This is a genomic window from Micromonospora sp. NBC_00362 (assembly GCF_026342155.1).
Taxonomy (GTDB): domain Bacteria; phylum Actinomycetota; class Actinomycetes; order Mycobacteriales; family Micromonosporaceae; genus Micromonospora; species Micromonospora hortensis.
Window position 1 is genome coordinate 1,914,402 of the sequence record NZ_JAPENH010000001.1, and the last position, 19,100, is coordinate 1,933,501.

20 protein-coding genes and 1 tRNA gene are annotated in these 19,100 nt (G+C 64.7%); 15 read left to right on the plus strand and 6 right to left on the minus strand.

Annotated features, from left to right (window positions below; translation table 11 throughout):
• Positions 1-489: 489 nt before the first annotated feature.
• The gene (locus tag OG992_RS08755) at positions 490-1,344 is read right to left on the minus strand and encodes a DUF4231 domain-containing protein (RefSeq protein ID WP_266302947.1); all 855 of its coding nucleotides are present in this window, start codon (positions 1,342-1,344) and stop codon (positions 490-492) included.
• 67 nt (positions 1,345-1,411) lie between these two features.
• Positions 1,412-2,107 carry a hypothetical protein gene (locus tag OG992_RS08760; RefSeq protein ID WP_266302948.1) on the minus strand — a complete coding sequence of 232 codons (696 nt, stop codon included), beginning with the start codon at positions 2,105-2,107 and terminating at the stop codon, positions 1,412-1,414.
• Between the two features lie 1,209 nt (positions 2,108-3,316).
• On the opposite strand from OG992_RS08760, the gene OG992_RS08765 reads away from it, so the two are divergent.
• Entirely contained in the window at positions 3,317-4,984 is a 1,668-nt protein-coding gene (locus OG992_RS08765) for a hypothetical protein (protein ID WP_266302949.1), read from the plus strand.
• 577 nt (positions 4,985-5,561) lie between these two features.
• On the opposite strand, the gene OG992_RS08770 is transcribed toward OG992_RS08765, so the two are convergent.
• Positions 5,562-7,160 (minus strand): restriction endonuclease, encoded by a 1,599-nt coding sequence (locus OG992_RS08770; RefSeq protein ID WP_266302950.1) that lies wholly within the window; start codon positions 7,158-7,160, stop codon positions 5,562-5,564.
• 116 nt (positions 7,161-7,276) lie between these two features.
• Between OG992_RS08770 and OG992_RS08775 the strand changes: the two genes are divergently transcribed.
• Positions 7,277-7,834 carry an HD domain-containing protein gene (locus tag OG992_RS08775; RefSeq protein WP_266302951.1) on the plus strand — a complete coding sequence of 186 codons (558 nt, stop codon included), beginning with the start codon at positions 7,277-7,279 and terminating at the stop codon, positions 7,832-7,834.
• Here the strand turns inward: OG992_RS08775 and OG992_RS08780 are convergent.
• Positions 7,822-8,292, minus strand: coding sequence for an NUDIX hydrolase (locus OG992_RS08780; RefSeq protein ID WP_266302952.1), 471 nt, complete (start codon positions 8,290-8,292; stop codon positions 7,822-7,824). The two genes, OG992_RS08775 and OG992_RS08780, sit on opposite strands and share 13 nt — an antisense overlap.
• Before the next feature lie 26 nt (positions 8,293-8,318).
• A complete protein-coding gene (locus OG992_RS08785) occupies positions 8,319-9,068 on the minus strand; it encodes a helix-turn-helix transcriptional regulator (protein WP_266302953.1) in 750 nt (249 codons plus the stop codon).
• Positions 9,069-9,265: 197 nt separating this feature from the next.
• Between OG992_RS08785 and OG992_RS08790 the strand changes: the two genes are divergently transcribed.
• The 13 genes from OG992_RS08790 (at position 9,266) to OG992_RS08850 (ending at position 18,826) form a co-directional block, all read left to right on the plus strand.
• Complete coding sequence (locus tag OG992_RS08790) at positions 9,266-9,598, plus strand: hypothetical protein (protein ID WP_266302954.1); 333 nt, start codon at positions 9,266-9,268, stop codon at positions 9,596-9,598.
• Positions 9,599-9,717: 119 nt separating this feature from the next.
• Entirely contained in the window at positions 9,718-10,647 is a 930-nt protein-coding gene (locus tag OG992_RS08795) for a hypothetical protein (RefSeq protein WP_266302955.1), read from the plus strand.
• A gap of 109 nt (positions 10,648-10,756) precedes the next feature.
• A complete protein-coding gene (locus tag OG992_RS08800) occupies positions 10,757-11,641 on the plus strand; it encodes an FtsK/SpoIIIE domain-containing protein (protein ID WP_266302956.1) in 885 nt (294 codons plus the stop codon).
• Complete coding sequence (locus OG992_RS08805) at positions 11,638-11,823, plus strand: hypothetical protein (protein ID WP_266302957.1); 186 nt, start codon at positions 11,638-11,640, stop codon at positions 11,821-11,823. The genes OG992_RS08800 and OG992_RS08805 overlap by 4 nt, the downstream gene beginning before the upstream one ends.
• 84 nt (positions 11,824-11,907) lie before the next feature.
• Positions 11,908-12,444 (plus strand): hypothetical protein, encoded by a 537-nt coding sequence (locus OG992_RS08810; protein WP_266302958.1) that lies wholly within the window; start codon positions 11,908-11,910, stop codon positions 12,442-12,444.
• Positions 12,441-12,740, plus strand: a complete 300-nt coding sequence (locus OG992_RS08815; protein ID WP_266302959.1) for a hypothetical protein — start codon at positions 12,441-12,443, stop codon at positions 12,738-12,740. Before OG992_RS08810 ends, OG992_RS08815 begins: the two co-directional genes overlap by 4 nt.
• Entirely contained in the window at positions 12,737-13,459 is a 723-nt protein-coding gene (locus OG992_RS08820) for a GGDEF domain-containing protein (RefSeq protein WP_266302960.1), read from the plus strand. The genes OG992_RS08815 and OG992_RS08820 overlap by 4 nt, the downstream gene beginning before the upstream one ends.
• A gap of 764 nt (positions 13,460-14,223) precedes the next feature.
• Positions 14,224-14,571: an RRQRL motif-containing zinc-binding protein gene (locus OG992_RS08825; RefSeq protein ID WP_266305179.1), complete on the plus strand. Its 348-nt coding sequence runs from the start codon at positions 14,224-14,226 to the stop codon at positions 14,569-14,571.
• Positions 14,568-15,458 carry a hypothetical protein gene (locus tag OG992_RS08830; protein ID WP_266302961.1) on the plus strand — a complete coding sequence of 297 codons (891 nt, stop codon included), beginning with the start codon at positions 14,568-14,570 and terminating at the stop codon, positions 15,456-15,458. Before OG992_RS08825 ends, OG992_RS08830 begins: the two co-directional genes overlap by 4 nt.
• Positions 15,455-17,044, plus strand: coding sequence for a replication initiator (locus tag OG992_RS08835; protein ID WP_266302962.1), 1,590 nt, complete (start codon positions 15,455-15,457; stop codon positions 17,042-17,044). The genes OG992_RS08830 and OG992_RS08835 overlap by 4 nt, the downstream gene beginning before the upstream one ends.
• A gap of 90 nt (positions 17,045-17,134) precedes the next feature.
• Positions 17,135-17,344 (plus strand): hypothetical protein, encoded by a 210-nt coding sequence (locus OG992_RS08840; RefSeq protein ID WP_266302963.1) that lies wholly within the window; start codon positions 17,135-17,137, stop codon positions 17,342-17,344.
• Entirely contained in the window at positions 17,337-17,543 is a 207-nt protein-coding gene (locus OG992_RS08845) for an excisionase family DNA-binding protein (protein WP_266302964.1), read from the plus strand. The genes OG992_RS08840 and OG992_RS08845 overlap by 8 nt, the downstream gene beginning before the upstream one ends.
• Positions 17,543-18,826, plus strand: a complete 1,284-nt coding sequence (locus tag OG992_RS08850; RefSeq protein ID WP_266302965.1) for a tyrosine-type recombinase/integrase — start codon at positions 17,543-17,545, stop codon at positions 18,824-18,826. The genes OG992_RS08845 and OG992_RS08850 overlap by 1 nt, the downstream gene beginning before the upstream one ends.
• A 75-nt stretch (positions 18,827-18,901) precedes the next feature.
• Here OG992_RS08850 and OG992_RS08855 read toward each other — a convergent pair.
• Positions 18,902-18,975, minus strand: a tRNA-Pro gene (locus OG992_RS08855).
• Between the last annotated feature and the right edge of the window lie 125 nt (positions 18,976-19,100).

The following is a 19,100-nucleotide window of genomic DNA, read 5'->3' on the forward strand; positions in this document are numbered from 1 at the left end:
CAGAGCGCGGCGGCCCTTGTCATTCCGTGCGTTGCGTCGCAATCAGCGGTCGTCGCCGCGATGGCTGTGGTGGCGATCGATGCGGTGACATCGTTGGCCTGGCCTGCCGGACTCGGTCACTGGGCCCGCGCCAGTGCTGAGTGGACGGTTGCCAAACCAGGAGCGGCCCGGCGATGAGGATGCTGCCTGCCTAGGTCAACCTGCAGACGTACGCTCCGACGGCCGGTGTCAGGGGCGGATCGGTACGGGTCTGGTGTGGGGCGTGAGGCGCCGCTGGCTCGCGACGCGGGCAGGCGCTGAAACGCGATCATGGAGGTTAGCGGTATCCCCTGAGAGGATCCGTCGCCATCGAAGTTTCAGCCTTGCCAGCCTCGGTGTAGCCACAGTTCTGACAGGTCGAGGTTACGCTCGTCAAGATGACGCCGGTTGCCGAGCGCTGGCGCGAAACCACGCCCGACGACGAGGACGTGCGGATCCTTGAGGCTCTGCTCAGGGTGTTGAGTCCTCTGCCTCGTTGAGCTTGGCCATCCAGCCCTCGTTCTGAATCGAGATCACGTTCTCGGCGTGCTTGACCAGCTCCTCGTCAGTCATCGACGCGATCCGGCCGCTGCGGTCGCGGATGCGCTGCAGTTCGTCGGCGGTACGCGAATATTCGACCAACATGTACGAGTACCGCTCAGCTGCCACGTGCGTCGCCACCGCCGTACCGACCGTGGTGACCACAGGCACCCACCCTGCCAGCCGATCGACCTCCCAGGTACCGGCTGCCACGCCGAGCACTAGGCCGAGCAATGCCAGTCCCATCGAGATGAGGCGGAAACGTTTGAGCGTACGGACGAGACTGCGGGCGTTTCTCTGGTAGTAAACGGTGATCTGCGCGAAGACCCGGTTCTCCAAGTACGACTGAAGATCGTGCACAGAAGGTAGCGGCCGCTGCTTCGGCACGACCCCGGCTCGGTACTGCTGGAGATCAGCCGCGTCGGCGTCAATGTCACGCACCACTTTGTCGAAATCAGCAGGTGGGTAGCCGGCCAACGACGTATAGATCACAGACTTGAGCGCCTCGGAGACGGACCGTGCGCGAGTCCAGTCACGCATCGTCCGCGGCCCAACCGCGTTCCCGGCGAGCCCGGCAAGCCCGACGCACACTGCGCCGCTGAAGGCGGCAACCTTGCCGAGTGCAGACGCGAGACCGACGGTGGCCGCGGTGGCGGACAGCAGGGCGCCGCCGATGGATAGCCCTAGCGCGGCGCGCCGGCCATTCTGCAGCCGCCTCTTAAGCTTGTCGGCAGTCTCGGACCAGACACTCTGTTGCGCCCAAGCAACCTCAAGGCTCGACGTCATGCCAGGAGCGTAGTGGTGGTCTCGGTGTGCGTCTGGCAGGAGTCAGCCCGGCCGTCGGGCCTCGCGGTCACGAGGCCTCGACGCGGTTGACGAGATTCCCTAGCCTGTCCGCGACCCGCTCTCTTAGGCGCAAGAGGCCCTCACCGTTGTCCAAATACTGCACAGAGCGAATAGAGCACAGATCAAAGGGAACATCATTGGCCGACTGGGTGATCTGGATGACATCACGTCCCAAGGTATGGGCAATACCCGTCTCATAGAAGACATTAGCGTTTCTCAGGGTGAAGTCGGAGATCACGGCCCGCGCCCTCCAGATAAGGCTGATGACATCATCCATGATGTGGTCATTAACCCAGATGTCATCAGCACGGTGACACCGCAGACCAGCATCTCCGGCCGCATGGCGTAACGTCTCATATACGCGATCAAACCGTGAGTCAAACGGCATCATAACGGCAACCAGGTCAGCCTCTTTCCGGACCTCAGTTGGCAGCCGGAACACTCTGGGAGCAGGGGCCGCACCCGCAACGGTGCCGTTAAGGACGCGATACAGGTCCACGTCTTTCACCGCCCAGTGGGTCCGGTTGAACTCCCATCCGGTGATCCCTAAGTATTGCGCTAGTTCCTCTATCCGCGTGAGTGGGATCTCGGTGGCTAATGGGTTGGGCACGAATCGAAAGCGGTATTCGCTGCCGGACAATATCAGGTTCTCGATGTGTCCAACACGAGCAACCTGGGGCTCGTGGTCACCGAGTTCGGGCATCACCAAGGTGGGTAGATTCAGTAGCCGAGAGGTATCTACGCGCCCACTGGGGCGATGTAGGCCCGAACGGCATCGTCCGTGTGCTCAACCACACGGCCTCCGAAAGCAGTCCCATCAGGAAAGCCCACAAGCAGGTTGTACATGGATGCCCTCTCGCGATGTTCTGAGTGGCACCAACCTACCGACCCCAGTCCCGCGACGTTGACACGCATCTGGCACCGTTGCGATCAAGCCATCTATAGGGTGCGAGAACTAGAGCCTTGGGCGCATGTCGGAGGTGGCGCACCCGGCGCACGGTAGGTTGATCTAGCCCAACTACATCCTGCGGCCAACGCTGCATCGATGGTCCCGCCGCTAAAAACGTGATGGCAACTGGGCCTGCGACCCGTCCGGGCTGCAACCGCCATCAACACCGCCGGGCGGATCGACCGAACTCTCAGCCTCAAATCCACGATCGGCCGCACCACCAACCTCGGCCAGCGCCCGTTACGGCCTTGACCGACAGAAAGCCACCCGGCGGCAGGCAGGCAGGCTGAGCTTGCCAATGATGGATTGGACCGTTCAAGGCGGATGACCACCGCAGCGACGCCTGGGCACCTCCGCACTAAACACGGAATCAAGGGACCGAATGCCGCTCCATCCAGAACGCGGATGAAACGGCAGGTCAGGGCGCTCTACGGCACGCACGACGGCGGCCAACCGTCCATCCGGTTACCGCCACCAAAGATCATCCGTTACCGGATGTTACCGCCGTTACCCGAGAAGATCTTCATCTCCCCAGGTCAATCGGTCGGGACGGCCGGATTCGAACCGACGACCCCTTGACCCCCAGACCTCGGCAAGGTGGTCCGGTGAGGTCCGCACCGCTGCATGACAGCCGGGTTGACGTTGTAGCGGCCCGATGTGGTTCTGTCGGTTGCTGTACATCGCTGCTGTACTACCGAAAGTCACCCGAGGTCGCACCACTCCCCCGCCAGCCCTGCCACCGCTTCTACTGGCGCGCGGTCTGAACCCCATACACCTGCGACTCTAAGAGATGATCTTTTGGGAGGCCACCTTCGGCCAAGCCTGCATAACCGCCGTCAGTGCGTCCAGGGGTCGGAAGTGGACCCAGGTATGACCGCATGAGGGGTTCCTGAGCTCTCGCGATCTCCGATAGCGTCTGCCTCTCTTATCAAAACGTGGGGACTCCGGAGGTACTCAGTGGCGATGCGGCAGCCCAAGCGGCGGATTCGAAACGAGTTCACGTTAGGTGAGGGTGCCGCCGAGTACGACGGCCTGCTTCGTGAGGCGTTCTACGAGACGTGGTTATACCGGGCAATCGTGTCCCGTGATGATCAGCGGTGCTTCCTGATTGGACGCACCGGAAGCGGCAAGTCTGCACTTTTTCGCCAGATGGAGTTCGAACATAACGATCACCTAATTCGGCTAAGCCCAGAAGATCTATCATTGACTTACATCGCAGAGTTGCAAGTAGTGCGTTTCCTGAAATCGCTGGACGTTCACCTGGATCCACTATTTATTGCACTCTGGAAGCACGTCCTAATAATTGAAATCGTCAAACATCGCTACCAGGTAGACTCCCCCGAAGCAAAGCAGCGCTTCCTGCACGGACTGATGGATAAAATTAAGCGAGACAAGAGCAAACAGGAGGCGCTGAAGTATCTAGAGGACTTCGACGGAAAGTTTTGGCAGGAAACGGACGAGCGGGTCAAGGAGATCATTGAAAAATTCGAAACGCAAGTAAAGGCCGAAGCCGGCGCGAAGATCGGAGCCGGATTGGCGAGTTTCAACGGAAACGCTGGTGACACGGTGATAGAATCGGGGGAGAAACGAAGAGAGCTAGTCAATCGCTTCCAGCGCCTGGTGAATGAAACACAGTTACCTCGCCTAAACAAAATGGAACGCGTCTTAAACGAGGACATCCTCGATTCCGCCCAGCATTACACTTATATCGTCATTGATGACCTTGACCGCGATTGGGCGGACGAGCAGATCACCAACGATCTCATACGGTGCCTTTTTCGTGCGGTAATGGATCTCAAGCGGGTTGAAAATCTCAAAATCTTGGTCGCACTTCGGACAAACATCTTCGAAGCTCTCGATTTTGGCAGGACCGGCGGGCAAGAAGAGAAGTTCCGCGGCCTCAGCCACACGCTTAGATGGTCGAAGAACGAGTTGCGCGACCTTCTAGATAATCGTGTTAGTACGGCCGCCCAACGCCACGGCCTGACGGACGTCAAGTCGATGGATGAGCTTCTTCCCCGCACGAACCCCACTAGAGGAAACCCACTAGACTATATCCTCAACCGAACACTGCTTCGGCCACGTGATGCTATCGCGTTCCTGAACGAATGCTTTACGCTCTCGAACGGCAAAGAGAAGCTAACGTGGACAGCAATCCAGTCGGCCGAGTCCGCTTACTCTAAGAACCGACTCCTCGCGTTACGGGATGAATGGAAGCCCACCTATCCCGGCATCGAGGAACTACTTGCCGCATTCACTCGCTCTCCCAACACTCTCGATTGGGATGAGATGAGGAAACGACTGGCCGAGTGTGCCGTCCTGATTGCGGAGCCCGATTTCCCCGGACGAATTTGGTTAACTCCCATCGCAGAGCCGCTTTGGTCGGCGTCCAGCTCGGATGACGCTGCCGAGGTCCACCAACCGCTAATTCGACTTCTTCACAACATCGGATTCATCGGGTGCATTACCACTGTAGATGAGGCAATAGGTTCTGAACGTCGACAGGTGGACGAGCCCGCGATTTACAATAACGATCAGCCCAGTTTTGCCGACCACGTCAGTAATCTGCGCAGAGTCTCGGCGTTCACGGTCCATCCGGCCTTTAGGCCCGCCCTGGATATTAGAGACTGAGCGGCGGCAGGGCACTCAATTAGACGCCGCGACGCCGACTAAAGCTTCAGTACGCTGCCCGCCGTGGGGACTCAATCAACCCCCCTCACCATCCCGTCGGCCTTCGTCCGCACACCGTTGGAGCAGGTGTGGCCTGCCTGGTCAAGGTGGAGCACCCCACCGTCTGAACGACCTTGACCAGGCAGGCCACACCTGCTCGGCTTCGCCCGGACGAAGGTTGCCGGGATGGCGCCAACCATCCCAGAGCGCGCGAGCGCCCCGCCGGAGGCACGCCCTGGTCGTCACCCTCAACATGCGAAGCCCCGGACCTGCCATCACTCATGGCGGCCCGGGGCTTCTTCGTATGTCGCGCCGCCGGCGGGGCTGGAACCGTTCGGGGTGCGCCCCGTGCGCTTGCGCTAAGGGGCGCGGGGTCCCCGATCGGCGGCCCGGTTGGGTCGGCCCCTGGTCGGCGGCGCGAGCGGCCTGCGAAGCGGGCCGCCTTGATCTCGTACAGAAAGTTCTCACATGAACACTCGTCGCGCGTCAGCCAGCTGCGTCGGTGGACATGCTGCCCCCCAATTGCTTCGACGCTTATCTACCCGGCTGGTCCGGGCCGGCCAGTCTGGTTGTTGTCGGACGCGCGGATCCTAGTTGGCGGACTTGTTCCCGGGATTACATCAAATCCCAAGTGCTCCTTGATTAGGTGTTTCAGCTCGGCACCGTTGATCAGGGTGATTCGGTTCCGCTGCGCGAACTGCTCGCTGGTCCGGCTAAACCACGATGTAGTTACGAGTACACCGGTGGTGGCGTTGTGATCAGTCATCACGCCTGTAAGCGCGTGCACAGCGTCAAGCCCAACAAGCTTGGTCCACCTCTTGGCCTGTATCAGGCAAACCCCGCCGAAGAACAAGTTCTTGCTCGTTGCGACGGCGTCTACGCCCCCATCTTTCGACGGGACCGTCCGCCAAGCCTCTGCCCCCATCGCCGCAAAAAGGTCCTTGACTAAATGCTCGAACTCAGTTGGCGACAGTTTCAACAGATTCCGCCGAGAGTCGAGGCCGGCCAGTTCGTCTGCAGCGTCGACGAACCTGAATCTTTTGAGATCAAAGGCAATAAACGGTTCGACCGCTTCCAGGTCAAACGGGTTTGGCGACACCAACGCATTGAGGTACTTGAGACACGCAGCAGGATCCACTTCGGCTAAGTTCAGATCGGCGAATGCGGACCGCTCAGCTTCGACGCTGATGAGGTGTGGTCGAGCTTTCTTACCAGTGGCTCTGTCTGTGGTGCTTACGCGACCGTTAAATACCACAGCCTCGACGACCTCGGTCGGCGTGCTGCGGAAAATTTCGTGTAGCGTCCTGAGCGCCATAGACGCGATGAGTCGCGCGTACCGTTGCTTGACCTCTGTCACCGGCCTAGGAACAGGATCCACAGAATCGCGGCTCTTTACGAAACGGTACTCTCGAACGTTCGGCACAACCTGCTGCGCTGGCAACTCGAACTCAACAACCACGTCTCGGTTTTCGGGCCGGTACGCAATCTGCCACTTACGTGGAAAACTCTTAGGATACGTAGAAGCCCAAAGCACCTTATCTACAAACCACTCGACAGCTTCGGCTTCCCCCAGCACGAACCCTTGTCGACGAGCATCCAGATTGTTGTTGTACAGGTTAGCAGCGGCGCGGGCGTCTTCTACCTTTCGATGGTGCTCAGCTTGGGCCACCGCCAGCTTACGCAAACGTTCGCCCTCGGCCCGCTGAAAGTCGACGGTTGCAGTTTCGAATGAGCGTCGCGCTTGGGCGAGGGTTCGATGATACCGGCTCATTCCGCCGAACAATCGTCCAAAACCTCGGGGCTCGACAGGGGCATACTGCTGCCACACTGGTTCAGCAAGAGGCGTTGCCAGGGCCCCTGGCTGAAAAGTCGGCGGTTCAAACTTCGCCTTAAGTCCGGCAAAAGACAACGTTGGGAGATTTAGTACATTCCCGAGGATTTTCTCAAGTAGTTCGATTTCCTTGGCCACCGCTGAAGTTCTCGTCTCGGCCAGGCGCTGCTGCTTCGCGACATGCTCCGCCTGTCGAGCCTTTTGCTGCTCTCTGGACTGACGGGCGACTTCCCGTGCCAGCCGGTCAGCCTCTCGCCGTTCCGCCGCCAACTGTCGCGCCTGATCTGAGCGACCACCTTGAGCCACGCGGCACCTCCGCCCACTACGGAAACTGTCGATCCGACTACTCTAGGTATCGACTGTCCGTCTTGGAAGAGGGGATCGACCTAGCGCCTGAGTTCCGCGAGCCCTAGGCTCTCGACATGGTAGGAACCGTCGAGCGGGCGGCCAGGCTGGCTGAACAACACCTCGCAACTGCGTTACCTCGGCGTTGGCAGCATGTCCGGTCGGTTGCTGCGAAGGCTCAGAAGCTCAGCCCGTTGGTTGGTCAAGATGCGGAGACGCTTATCGCCGCTGCCTGGCTGCACGACGTGGGTTATGCGCCTGAAATCGTCGCGACCGGCTTTCACTCGCTCGACGGTGCTCGTTGGCTACTGCGCCATGGCGCCGCCGATCGGCGGCTTGCAAGCCTGATCGCCCATCACTCTTGCGCTTCATACGAGGCAGACGAGCGGGGCTTGGGACAAGTCCTACGCTCGGAGTTCCCTCAAGAAGAGTCGCCGACGTCCGACGCTCTGTGGTACGCAGACATGACGACAGGACCGGACGGCCAGGACCTCGCGGTGGGAGAAAGGCTAGCCGAAATCCGTAGACGGTACGGCCCCGACAGCATCGTCACACGGTTCTGGCAGAGAGCCGAGCCGGCGTTACTAGAGGCAGTTAGTCGGACGCAGGACCGGATGGCCGCCTACCCTATGTAGGGCTCGCTCCGTCGCTCAAAGCCAGTATCAATTCGCAGTCGCATCGACGGATGGATCATTAATTCGTCAAGTTCATCGTGTCCGACCCAGCGCACCGCCGACGACTCGTCGCTTGTCGCGGGCTCCCCACTCATGTAGCGACCTCGAAAGCAAATCGAGAACTGTTGCCGCACCTCACCGTCGCTGTACTCCACAACGTGGTTCGGGTTGGTGTAGATACCGACCACGCCAGTCACCTCGACGACAATGCCCGTCTCCTCGCGCGTCTCCCGGACAGCCGCCTCGGCGATGTACTCGCCGAAGTCCTGGGCACCGCCCGGTAGCGCCCACAGCCCGTTGTCGGTGCGTTGAATGAGCAGCACCCGCCCCTGCTCGTCTTGCACGAAGACGGTCACGGCTACGACGATGCTGTTCGGCTTCGGGGCGTTCGGGTTGTTGAAGTGTTCGATCCGGGCCATGGCTCTAGCCTCTCACTGCCGGCGGCTCAGTGTTCAGGCCAGACGGCCCGTTTCTTCCCGAGAACGCGATTGAAGCTGGCGACGTAACTGTCGAACAGGTCCCCGCCGCCGAGCCGCCGCAGGTGCAGCACTGGTGCGTACGCAGCCGGTGTGCCGTAGAGGTGGGTGTTGACCAGCATCTCGTCGTCGAAGCGGTAGATGGAGTTGTAGAGGATGGTGTCGTGATAGTAGATCCCGACGTTGTCCAGGTCCCGTAGGTCTTTATAGAAGGCCAACGCGTTCAGGATCTTGTTTGACATGGCTGGGCCGATGCCCTCGTCGTCCCCGCGTTCGGCGATGTGCTCGCCCTCCGGGTCGCCGAATAGCAACTCAACCTGGGCGCCGGCCAACGCCTTCTCGCGGAGCGTCGGAACCCAGCGGTGGTTGAACTCGGGCAAGAACAGTCCCCCGTAGACGAGGACGCCGACCTGTCGGGTGGCCTGTTCCAGGAGCCGCTGCCATAGGTCGGTGGGGACGGCTCCGCGGCGCGGGTAGATGTGGACGACCTCTGACTGGCTGACCTGCATGGCTCGCTGCGTCGGCAGGGCGTCCGGCCAAAGGTACGACTCGCTCTCGTCGAGCAGCTCGGCGATGGTGCGGCGATAGCGCGGGTACGGGTTGCGGATCTGCGTGATCCACCGCTCAACGGTCTTCGGGTCAACACCCAGCTTGTCGGCAAGCATCGCCGACGTGAGGCCCTTCTTGAGCAGCCCGTTGCGAAGGCGATCGTTCGGCATCGCGTCTCCTGCCCATCGACTGTCGGGGACAACTTTGGGGGACGACTTAGCGTAGCAAGGACGTCCCTACTCGTCCATGTCTGGTGGTGAACTCGTCACTACCGATCGACGGAACCTGATTGCACAAGAGCTGCCGTCCAGAGAGGACGCGACTGGCCCGCCGTAAGGGCTCAGCTCACGAGATGAAGGAGTCAGTCATGGGACGTCTGCTGCTGGACACCTCGCGGGTGTCGTACGAGGTCGCGGTGAACCCGGTTCCGAAGCTGGACCAGACGGGTCAGCAGAAGTTCGACCGGGAGACGAAGGCCCCGATGTGGGCGGTCGAGCTGTACGCGCTGTCGGAGGGTGCCGCCGAGGTCATCAAGGTGACCGTGGTCAGCCCGGTGATGCCGGCCGTCACGGTGCGTCAGCCGGTCAACCCGGTCGAGCTGGAGGCGCTGCCGTGGTTCAACGAGCGCGACGGTAAGGCGCGTCACGGTGTGGCGTTCCGGGCCATGGGCCTGACGCCGGTGGACACCACCGCCGCCTAGCGGCTGGTTCCTCGATCGGCTCCACAGAAGCGAGATGTGGACACGGGGTCGCCGTTGATTGGCGTCGTCTGCGACCCCGCGTCCTGTCCAACAAGGTCCCTAGGTAGGGAGGACTTGTCGTGTCCAAGTCTAGCCAGAGGTCCCCGTTCGGCTGGTCGAACCGTGGGGGCAACAACGTCACTGTCATCGAAGCGCCGGTTGCCCGCTCGTATCGTCGTCGGGCCACTATCGCGTTCTGGGTCACCCTCGGTGTGGTCGGCCTGCTGGCCGCCACGGTGGCCTCGGAGTACATGCATCCGATCCTGGGTGGGCTGCTCGGTGTCATCCTCGGCGCGGTGCTCGGCGCGGTGCTGTTCGCGCTGATCGTGGCGTGGCCGGTCCTGCGGGTCTTCTGGCACTGGCTGCCGGAGATCCTGCTCGGCCTGGCTGCCGTCTACGGCTGGACCACTTTGATGCAGTCGACCCCGCTGTGGGGCTCGCTGCTCATCGTCGCCCTGGTCGTCGGCGTCCCCGCCGCCATCAGCCCGGTTCGTCGTCGGGTCATGGCCTGGATCTGGTGCCTGATCGTCCGGCACCGGCTGCGGTTGTGCTTCGCGGCGTTCATCGCCACGAACCGGCACGGCTCGCTGCCGCTGATCCTGCTCGCCAAGCCGACCCCGGCCGGTGAACGGGTCTGGGTGTGGCTGCGCCCCGGGCTGTCTCTGCGGGATCTGGAGCAGGACGGCCAGATGCAGAAACTCGCCGTGGCGTGCTGGGCCAACGAGGTCCGCGTCATGCGCGCCGGCCGCAAGTACGCCGCGTTCATCCGGCTGGACATCACCCGCCGCGAACCCTTGGCGCACACCGTTGTGTCGCCGCTGCCGGACTACGTCCCCACGGACATCCCGGCCAACGCCCCCACCTCTCCGGGCATGCCGCCTGTCGGCCTGGACCTGCCCGACGTACCCGACGTGCCGGTCACCCCGATCGACACTCCCCGCCAGCGCAAGCCGCGCAACCCCACCACCACGACGAGCCCGAACGGGTTCGACCCCTCCGACTACGCCTAACCACCGGGACGGCGCGGACCAAGCACCCCTGACGGGTCAAGTGTCCGCGCCTCACCCATCCCCCACCCGCCTTTGACACGTAGGTGTCAACCGACCCCGGGAGCCATCCATGGACCTCACGGACACCATCGAACTGCCCTCGCAGCCAGACGCGCCGCAGACGGTGCCGGTCGGCGCGGGCCTGTCCATCTTCGACCCGGTCTTCCTCGGCATCGACGAGTTCGGCCACCCGGCCTACCTGCCGATGATCTACCGCAACATCCTCATCGGCGGCGAACCCGGCGCGGGCAAATCCAGCCTGTTGAACACCATCGTCGGGCACGCGGCCCTATGCCCGGACGTCCGGTTGTGCCTGCTGGATGGCAAGCAGGTCGAACTGGGTTTGTGGAAGGACGCCGCCGACGTGTTCGTCGGCCCGGACATGGACCACGCCATCCGCACCCTGCGCCGCGTCCAGGTGGTGATGGACAACCGGTACTCGTTCCTGCTGGCCCGGCGTCGCCGGAAGATCGGCCCGAACGATCTGTTCGGTCAGATCCTCGTGGCCTGCGACGAGATCGCCTACTTCTCCGCCACCGCCGGAGACAAGAAGGACCAGGACCTGTTCGCCGCGCTGCTGCGCGACATCGTCGCCCGGGGCCGCGCCGTGGGCATCATCGTCGCCGCCGCCACGCAGCGCCCGTCCTCGGACATCATCCCGCCGTCACTGCGCGACCTGTTCGCGTGGCGGTTCGCCGGCCGCTGCACCAACGACGTGTCCTCCGACATCGTGCTCGGCCACGGCTGGTACGCCCGCGGCTTCTCCTCCAACAGCATCGACCCGAACAACCAGGGCGAGGGCTACCTCATCGCCGAAGGCGGCATCCCCACCCGCGTGAAGGCCGCCTACATGACCGACGCCGACATCATCCGCGTCGCCGACTACGCCACCTGGACCCGCCGCCGTAGCGGCCTCGTCGCCCCCGCCGAGTCCGCCGCGAAGGTCGCGGCATGAAAACCCGGACCGCTGTCTCGACCCGGGTCCTGGACCTCGTGCTCGTCGGCGAGGGCGAGGACATCGCCGCACTCACCGTCATCGCCCGCCAGTCGGGCGCGCTCGTCTTCCGCTCCGCACCCGCTCTTGTCAGTGACGGCAGGCAGCGGGTGGTTCTTCGGCTCCACCTGCACCACCGATAGAAGCGGCCGACGAACCGGGACCAGCCCTGAGAAGCAACCCCGGCTCGCCGACCCAACCACCGCCCACGAAAGGACGTGGCCGCCATGAACCCTACCCAAAAACAGCCCACCACCCCCGCCGCGCTGGCCGACCTGACCCCGGCCGACACCCTGCGCTGCGCCGCCCGCTACCTCGAACTTCGAGGCTGGACCCAGGGCGACCCCTACGAGCTGGCCGAGAACCCGGCGTTCCCGCCGGCCTGCACCCTCGGTGCCATCGCCATGGCCGTCTACGGCCGTCCCGTGGCCATCGAGGACCGGTACTACGGCAACGGTGCCGCCGCCGACCTCTGGGACACCACCGCCATCTGCCTGGCCGACTTCCTCCGCCAGGGCGGGCACTCGATCGAGCCCCACTTCGACAGCCCGGTGTCGGACTCCTACACGGCGATCGTCGCGGACTGGAACGACGACGCCTCCCAAACCCTGGCCGATGTCCTGGACATCTTGCGCGCCTGCGCCGATGACTACGACTGGACCCACGCCACCGAAGACCAGCTCGAAACCTACGCCGAGCACGAGTACAGCCAGGAACGGCTGCCGACCCGCGCCGGGTTCCTCGTCTGGCGGGCAGCGCAGTGAGCGCCCGCCTGGACCGCCGGCTGTTGACCGCTGGCATGGGCGTCACCGTCGCCCAGCTCGTCACCATCTGGGCTGCGCACACCCCGGCCAATCTGCCGGTTCCGCTGACCTGCCCGACCTGCGGTCACCCCTACAGCGAGAAGGCACCGCTGTGCCCGAGCGCCGCCGTCGTGCGGCCTCTGCTGCGTCGCCGCCGCCACGAGATCCCTGGCGCGATTGATGCGCTGACGCCGAACCAGCTCCTGGACCTGACCGGCAAGCGCCTGTCGACCGCCCTTCCGGAGGTGACCCGATGACTCCCCGACTGCGCGCCCTGGCCACCGCCAGCGCCATCAGCGCCGCCGCTACCGCCGGCTACCTGACCGCCCGTCACAGCCTGCGGGCGGAACTCGCCACTGTCCGGCACGCCGCCTGTCACGACCCGCTGACCGGCATCCCCAACCGCGCTGGCCTGTCGGCCGTCGCCGACTCGTTCATCACCACCGCCCACACCAACGGCTGCCCTGTCGCGGTCGTCCTGGTCGACCTGGTGGGCTTCAAGAAGGTCAACGACACCCACGGCCACGACGCCGGGGACCACATCCTCACGTCGGTCGCCGCCCGGCTGACCGGCATCGCCGGCCCCGCCGGCATCTGCGCCCGCCTCGGCGGCGACGAATTCGCCCTCATCACCACCGGCCCCGCCACCCGCCGCGACGACGCCGCCACCTGGCTGGCCGACTGGCTCACCCACATCCACAACCGGCTGACCACCCCGGTCAGCTACCACGGCCGAGCCCTGGCCGCCGGCGCGACTCTCGGCGCGGTCCTGGCCCACACAGGCCAGCCCGCCACGGTCTGGCTGCACCACGCCGACCTCGCCATGTATGCCGCCCGCGCGAACCGGCGGACAACCGCCGTCTTCACGGACACCGCCGACACCACCGCCGCTACGCGGCCCGCTGACCGGCCCCGTGACCTGGCCCGTCCGACCAGTCCCCTCGCCGCCGCCCCAACCACTTGGAGGGCCGCATGAACACCGCTGTCGAGATCACTGACATGACACGTACGTGTCAAAACGACATCTCCACCGCCGCACTCGTCGGCGCGCTGGAAGCCGCCTGGGCGGCCATCCGCGACCAGCACTCCGAAGTTCCGGCCGCTGTTCTCGTGGTCGGCTCCGGCTCCCCCACCAAAGCGAACCAGGGCATGAAGTGGGGCCACTTCGCCGCCCTTCGCTGGCAAGCCGGCGAGCAGCAACTGCCCGAAATCCTCATCTCCGGTGAGGGCCTGTCCCGCGAACCGGAAGCCGTGTTCACCACGCTCCTGCACGAAGCAACCCACGCCCTCGCCGACGTGCGAGGCATCCAAGACACCTCCCGGCAGGGCCGCTGGCACAACAAGAAGTTCGCCACCCTCGCCGCCGAACTCGGCCTGTCCACGACCAAGGACGACAAGCTCGGCTACTCGCCCTGCACCCTGACCGACCTCACCCGCGCCCGCTACAAGGCCACCATCACCGGCCTGACTGAGGCGCTGCGGTTCTACCGCCACCCCGAACCGACCGGGGAAGGCAAGACCCGCACGAACAACAACAACGGCGCCTCGTGCGAATGCGAGTGCCCCCGCAAGCTGCGCATCTCCACCGCCGCCTTCGAGGAAGGCCCGATCGTCTGCGCGGTCTGCTCGGCGGCGTTCCTGCCCGAGGACATCGACCGCGACACCTACGAACACCCCACCTTCGCCACCGGCAGCACTCCTGCCGGCGACGACCAGGCCGACGACGACTCGGAGGACCCGATGGTCTTTTACGACCCGACCGGCGAGCGCTACGGCCTGCCGACCTACCCCTACAAGTTCGCACCCGGCGACCTGCTGACCCGCCGGCAACTACGTGCCCGCGACCTGCGCCCCGGCGGCCAAGACCCCGCCGCGCAAATCCTCTGGCGTCGCGGCAAGCGCGTCGCCTACCTGTTCCGCCTCGACCTCGCGATGCCCAAGCGCACCGCCACCCCCGCCCAACTGGCGGCTATCGACAAAGCGCTCACCGCGCGGCGTACCTGCCCCGACTGCGGCCAGGTCCAGCCCTACTACATCCCCCGTCGCACGAATGCGTGCCTCGACTGCACCCCTGAGGTGAACTCATGACCACGACGAACCTTCGTCCTACCCGCTGGGCCTACCTCGGCTTGATCCTCGGCGGACTCGTCTCCGTCGCCGCGAACATCGCCCATTCCTTTGTCCCGCCAAAGGGCGCGCCGCTGGACTGGACCCCTGAGCCCGGCGCGGTTGTCTCCGCGATCGTCTGGCCGCTGTTCCTGTTCATCGCCATTGAGATCCTTGCCCGCACCCCGTGGCCTTCGGGCTGGGGCTGGGACGTACTGCGCTGGGTCGGGATGCCGCCCGTCGCCCTGGTCGCCGCGTTCGTGTCCTACCAACACCTGTCCGGACTCCTGCGTCACTACGACGAAGGAACCCTCGTCATCTGGTTCGGTCCCGTCGCCGTCGATGGCCTGATGCTCATGGCCACCGCCGCCCTGCTCGCCAGCAAACACACCAACACCCGGCCCACTGGAACTGTCCCGGCACCTGCGCCGGCCACCCTCGCCGAGGCGTCGTCACTCGACATCCCCGCCTCGCCGACGGTCCGCCCGGCCGCCGCGACTCCGGCCACCAACCCCGCACCCGAGATCGCCGCACCTGTCCACGAATCCGCAACCCTGCCCACCTCTGGCGAAGACACCGACACCCCGACGACGGTCGAGCCCACCCCGGACACCACCGAGAAGGACCCGACCCCGGCACCCGCCGCGCCTGCGGTAACTGCTGGCCCTGCGCCCGCGCTGCTCTCCGGAGCCCGGATCGTCGCCAGCGCCCACGAGAAGGCCCACGGTGAGCCCATCACCGCCGGCCAGCTCGCTGTGCGACTGCGCGTACCTACCCACACGGCCGCCGACATCCTGACGGCCCTCAACACCCAACCGAGCACCAACGACAAGCACCACAACGGCACCGCTGTTGGAGCCACCGCGTGACGTCCTCGACGCTGCCTCTCGCGCCCGAAACCACCACGGTTTCGGGCACGGGAGCCTCCGCTGAGTCCGCCGCCTACTGGCCATGGGCTACCCCCACCACCGGCCCGCGCAACCCTGCCGCCGATGGATGGGTACGCGGCCACGACCCCCGCACCGTCGCATCCGGCCGCGCCCGCGCCCAGGACCCGAACTACTCCGAATGGCTCGGCCACGTCCGCGCCGCGTCGGCGTGCAAGCACCCGATTCGGCTGGCCGGGCAGATCCACGTCAACGACGCCGACGGCAACCGCATGGCCACCGTCGACACCGAGGACATGCCCGACGGCACGATCTACACCCCCTGCGGCAACCGCCGCGCTTCGGTCTGCCCATCCTGCGCCGAGCTGTACCGCCGCGACACCTACCACCTCATCAAAGCCGGCCTTCAAGGCGACCGCTGGGGACTACCACCGCTCAACGAACACATCGCCATCTTCCTGACCGCCACCGCCCCCTCGTTCGGACCGGTGCACCACCGGGTCGTGAAGGTCCACGCAGCGGACTGCCGCAAGAAGGACGGCTGCACCTGCCGGCCCTCGGTCTGCCACCCCTTTGGCCGCACCTGCCCCCACGGCCAGGAACTGCGCTGCGGGCAACGCCACAAGGCCGCAGACACCCACCTCGGGCAACCGTTGTGCCTGGACTGCTACGACCACACCGGCCAAGTCGTCTGGAACCACGAAGCACCCGAACTGTGGCGCCGCACCATCCAACAAGCCGACCGGGAACTACGCCGCCTCGGCCGCGCCCACGGCGTGGACCTGCGCCGCCGCTACATCAAGGTCTACGAATTCCAGGTACGCGGCGTCATCCACTACCACGCCCTCATCCGCCTCGACGGCTACAACCCCGACTGCCCCGAGGCCATCGTGCCCCCGCCCCGCGCCATCACCCGGGACATGTTCGAGGCCGCCGTCCGAACCGCGTTCGTCAAGACCTCTTACACCTCGGCTGCGCACCCCAACAACGGCGGGCAGGGCTGGCACATCGCGTGGGGTGACAAGGGCCTGGACCTCAAGCACGTCAACGCACCCGGCCATGAGGTCAACCTCGCTCAGATCACCGGGTACATCGCCAAGTACGTCACCAAGAGCACCGAGGTAACCGGCCTGAGCCTGCGCCGCGTCGACGACCTCTCCGTAGAAGTTCACGGCGACCCGGGCACCCACCTCGGACGGCTCATCCGCGCCTGCTGGGACATCGGAGAGCACCCCAACTACGCCCGGCTTCGCCGCTGGGCGCACCAGTTCGGCTACGGCGGACACATCGCCACCAAAAGCCGCGCCTTCTCCGTCACCCTCGGCTTCCTCCGCTTCCAGCGCACCATCTGGCGACGCACCGAAGGCCACCCGCACACCTGGGACGACGAGCAGACCGAGCGGGTCATCTACGAACTCGGCTACCAGGCAACCGGATGGATCACCACCGGCGACGCACTGCTCGCCAACACCGCCGCCGCCATGGCCCGCGCCCAGCACCTGGCCGGCATCGACGCCCTGGCCGACGAACTCACCGCCGCTCGCGCGGTCCAACCCCTGGCCGCTTGACACGTACGTGTCAACGCCCGTGAAGCCGTTCCTTGACAACTCCACAGCGCACGCAACAACCCGCCCCGCCCGACCTGGAAGGAGCACACCATGCCCACACGTCCTCGCCCCCTGGTCGCGGTCCGACTCATCGGCCCGACCGCCACCGTCACCGCCCACGCCGCGACCATCGCGGCCCAACTCACCGCCTACTACGGCCGCGACCGGGTCACCTGCCGCACCAGCACCCGACCCGCCGGCTACAGCGGCGAAAGCCGCACCTACATCACCATCACCCTGAAGGAGGCACGACATGGGTAGGAGCCCAGTCCCGATCGTTCCGAAGTGGCATTCTCCGGCTGAGGTCGCCGCGATTCTGGGCTACGGCCTGTCGAAGGTGAAGATGAAGATTGCCACCGGGGAACTGCGCTCGGTCAAGGACGGCAAGTACCGGCGCATCCTGCCGGAGTGGATCGATGAATACATCCAGACCCAGATCGATCGCCAGGACGCAGCCTGATGCCCGGCAAACGCGCCAACGGCGAAGGCTCCATCTTCCCGTACCGCAACGGGTTCGCCGCCTACGTCTGGGTCACCAAGCCCGACGGCAAGCGGGACCGCAAGTACGTCTACGGGAAGACCCGCGACGAGGTCCACGACAAGTGGGTGAGGCTGCACCAGCAAGCCAAGGCCGGCCCGGTCGCCACCAACGTCCCCACGGTGGCGAGCTATATGACGTACTGGCTCGCCGAGGTCGTGGAGCCAAATCTCGCCCCTCTGACCTACGCCACGTACGAGACGCTGAGCCGGCTGTACATCGTTCCCGGCATCGGCGCCAAGCGGCTCGACGGGCGGCTGTCGGTCCGAGACGTTCAGACCTGGCTCAACAAGGTCGCGAAGACCTGCCAGTGCTGTGCTCAGGGGAAAGACGACCGTCGGCCACCGAAGAGCCGCAAGTGCTGCGCGGTTGGCAGGTGTTGCCAGGACTTGCCCGCGGCTCGCACCGTCAAGGGAATCCGCGCTGTTCTCCGCTCGGCGCTCTCTCAGGCCGAAGTGGAGGAACTGGTCGCAAAGAACGTCGCAGCCTTGGTGAAGCTGCCACCGATCCGCAGCCGCAAGGGCAAATCGTGGAGCAGTGAGGAAGCTCGGGCGTTCCTGGAAGCGTCCCGCGACGACGACGATTACCTCTACGCGGCCTACGTCCTGGTCCTCGTGCTCGGCTTACGTAAGGGAGAGGTTCTCGGCCTCACCTGGGAGCACATCAACTGGGACGGTTGGCAGAAACCCTGCATCACCCACGGCGAGAAGTTCTGCGATCACTGCCGCGACAACCACGACATCAACCTCGTCATCGACAAGCAGCTCCAGCGGGTACGCGGTCAACTGCTGCACCGGGCCACCAAGACCGAAGAGTCCGACGCTCCCCTACCGCTGCCGGCCATCTGCGTCGCGGCATTGCGGCACCGTCACCAACAACAGCAGGTCGCACGAGAGAAGGCCGGAGACGCCTGGCACGACACCGGCATGATCTTCACGACCCGCTACGGGCTGCCGGTAGAACCCCGCAACTTCAACCGCTCCTACGACAGCCGCATCGCCCGCGCCGGCATCCGGAAGATCACTGTTCACGATGCCCGACGCACCTGCGGTTCGCTGCTGGTCGACCTGGACGTGCACCCCCGGGTCGCGATGGCGATCCTGCGGCACGCGGACTTCTCGATCACGATGGAGATCTACAGCCAGGTCTCATCCAAGACCACCCGCGAGGCCCTGCGGAGACTCGGCGAAAGCCTCGATCAATGAGCCGTTGCTGTACTTCGCTGCTGTACAAGATCAGAAATGGCCATCCGGAAGATTCCGAATGGCCTCTGACCTGCGTCGGGACGGCCGGATTCGAACCGACGACCCCTTGACCCCCAGTCAAGTGCGCTACCAAGCTGCGCCACGTCCCGCCTCCGCGCGGTTTCCCCCGCGGCAGCCGGTACAGCTTAGCGCAGCAGCTGCGGCCCGTCCGCACAGGCCCCACCGGCGTCGCGACGCATCCGAACCACCCCACAGGGAGCCACCGCACAACCCC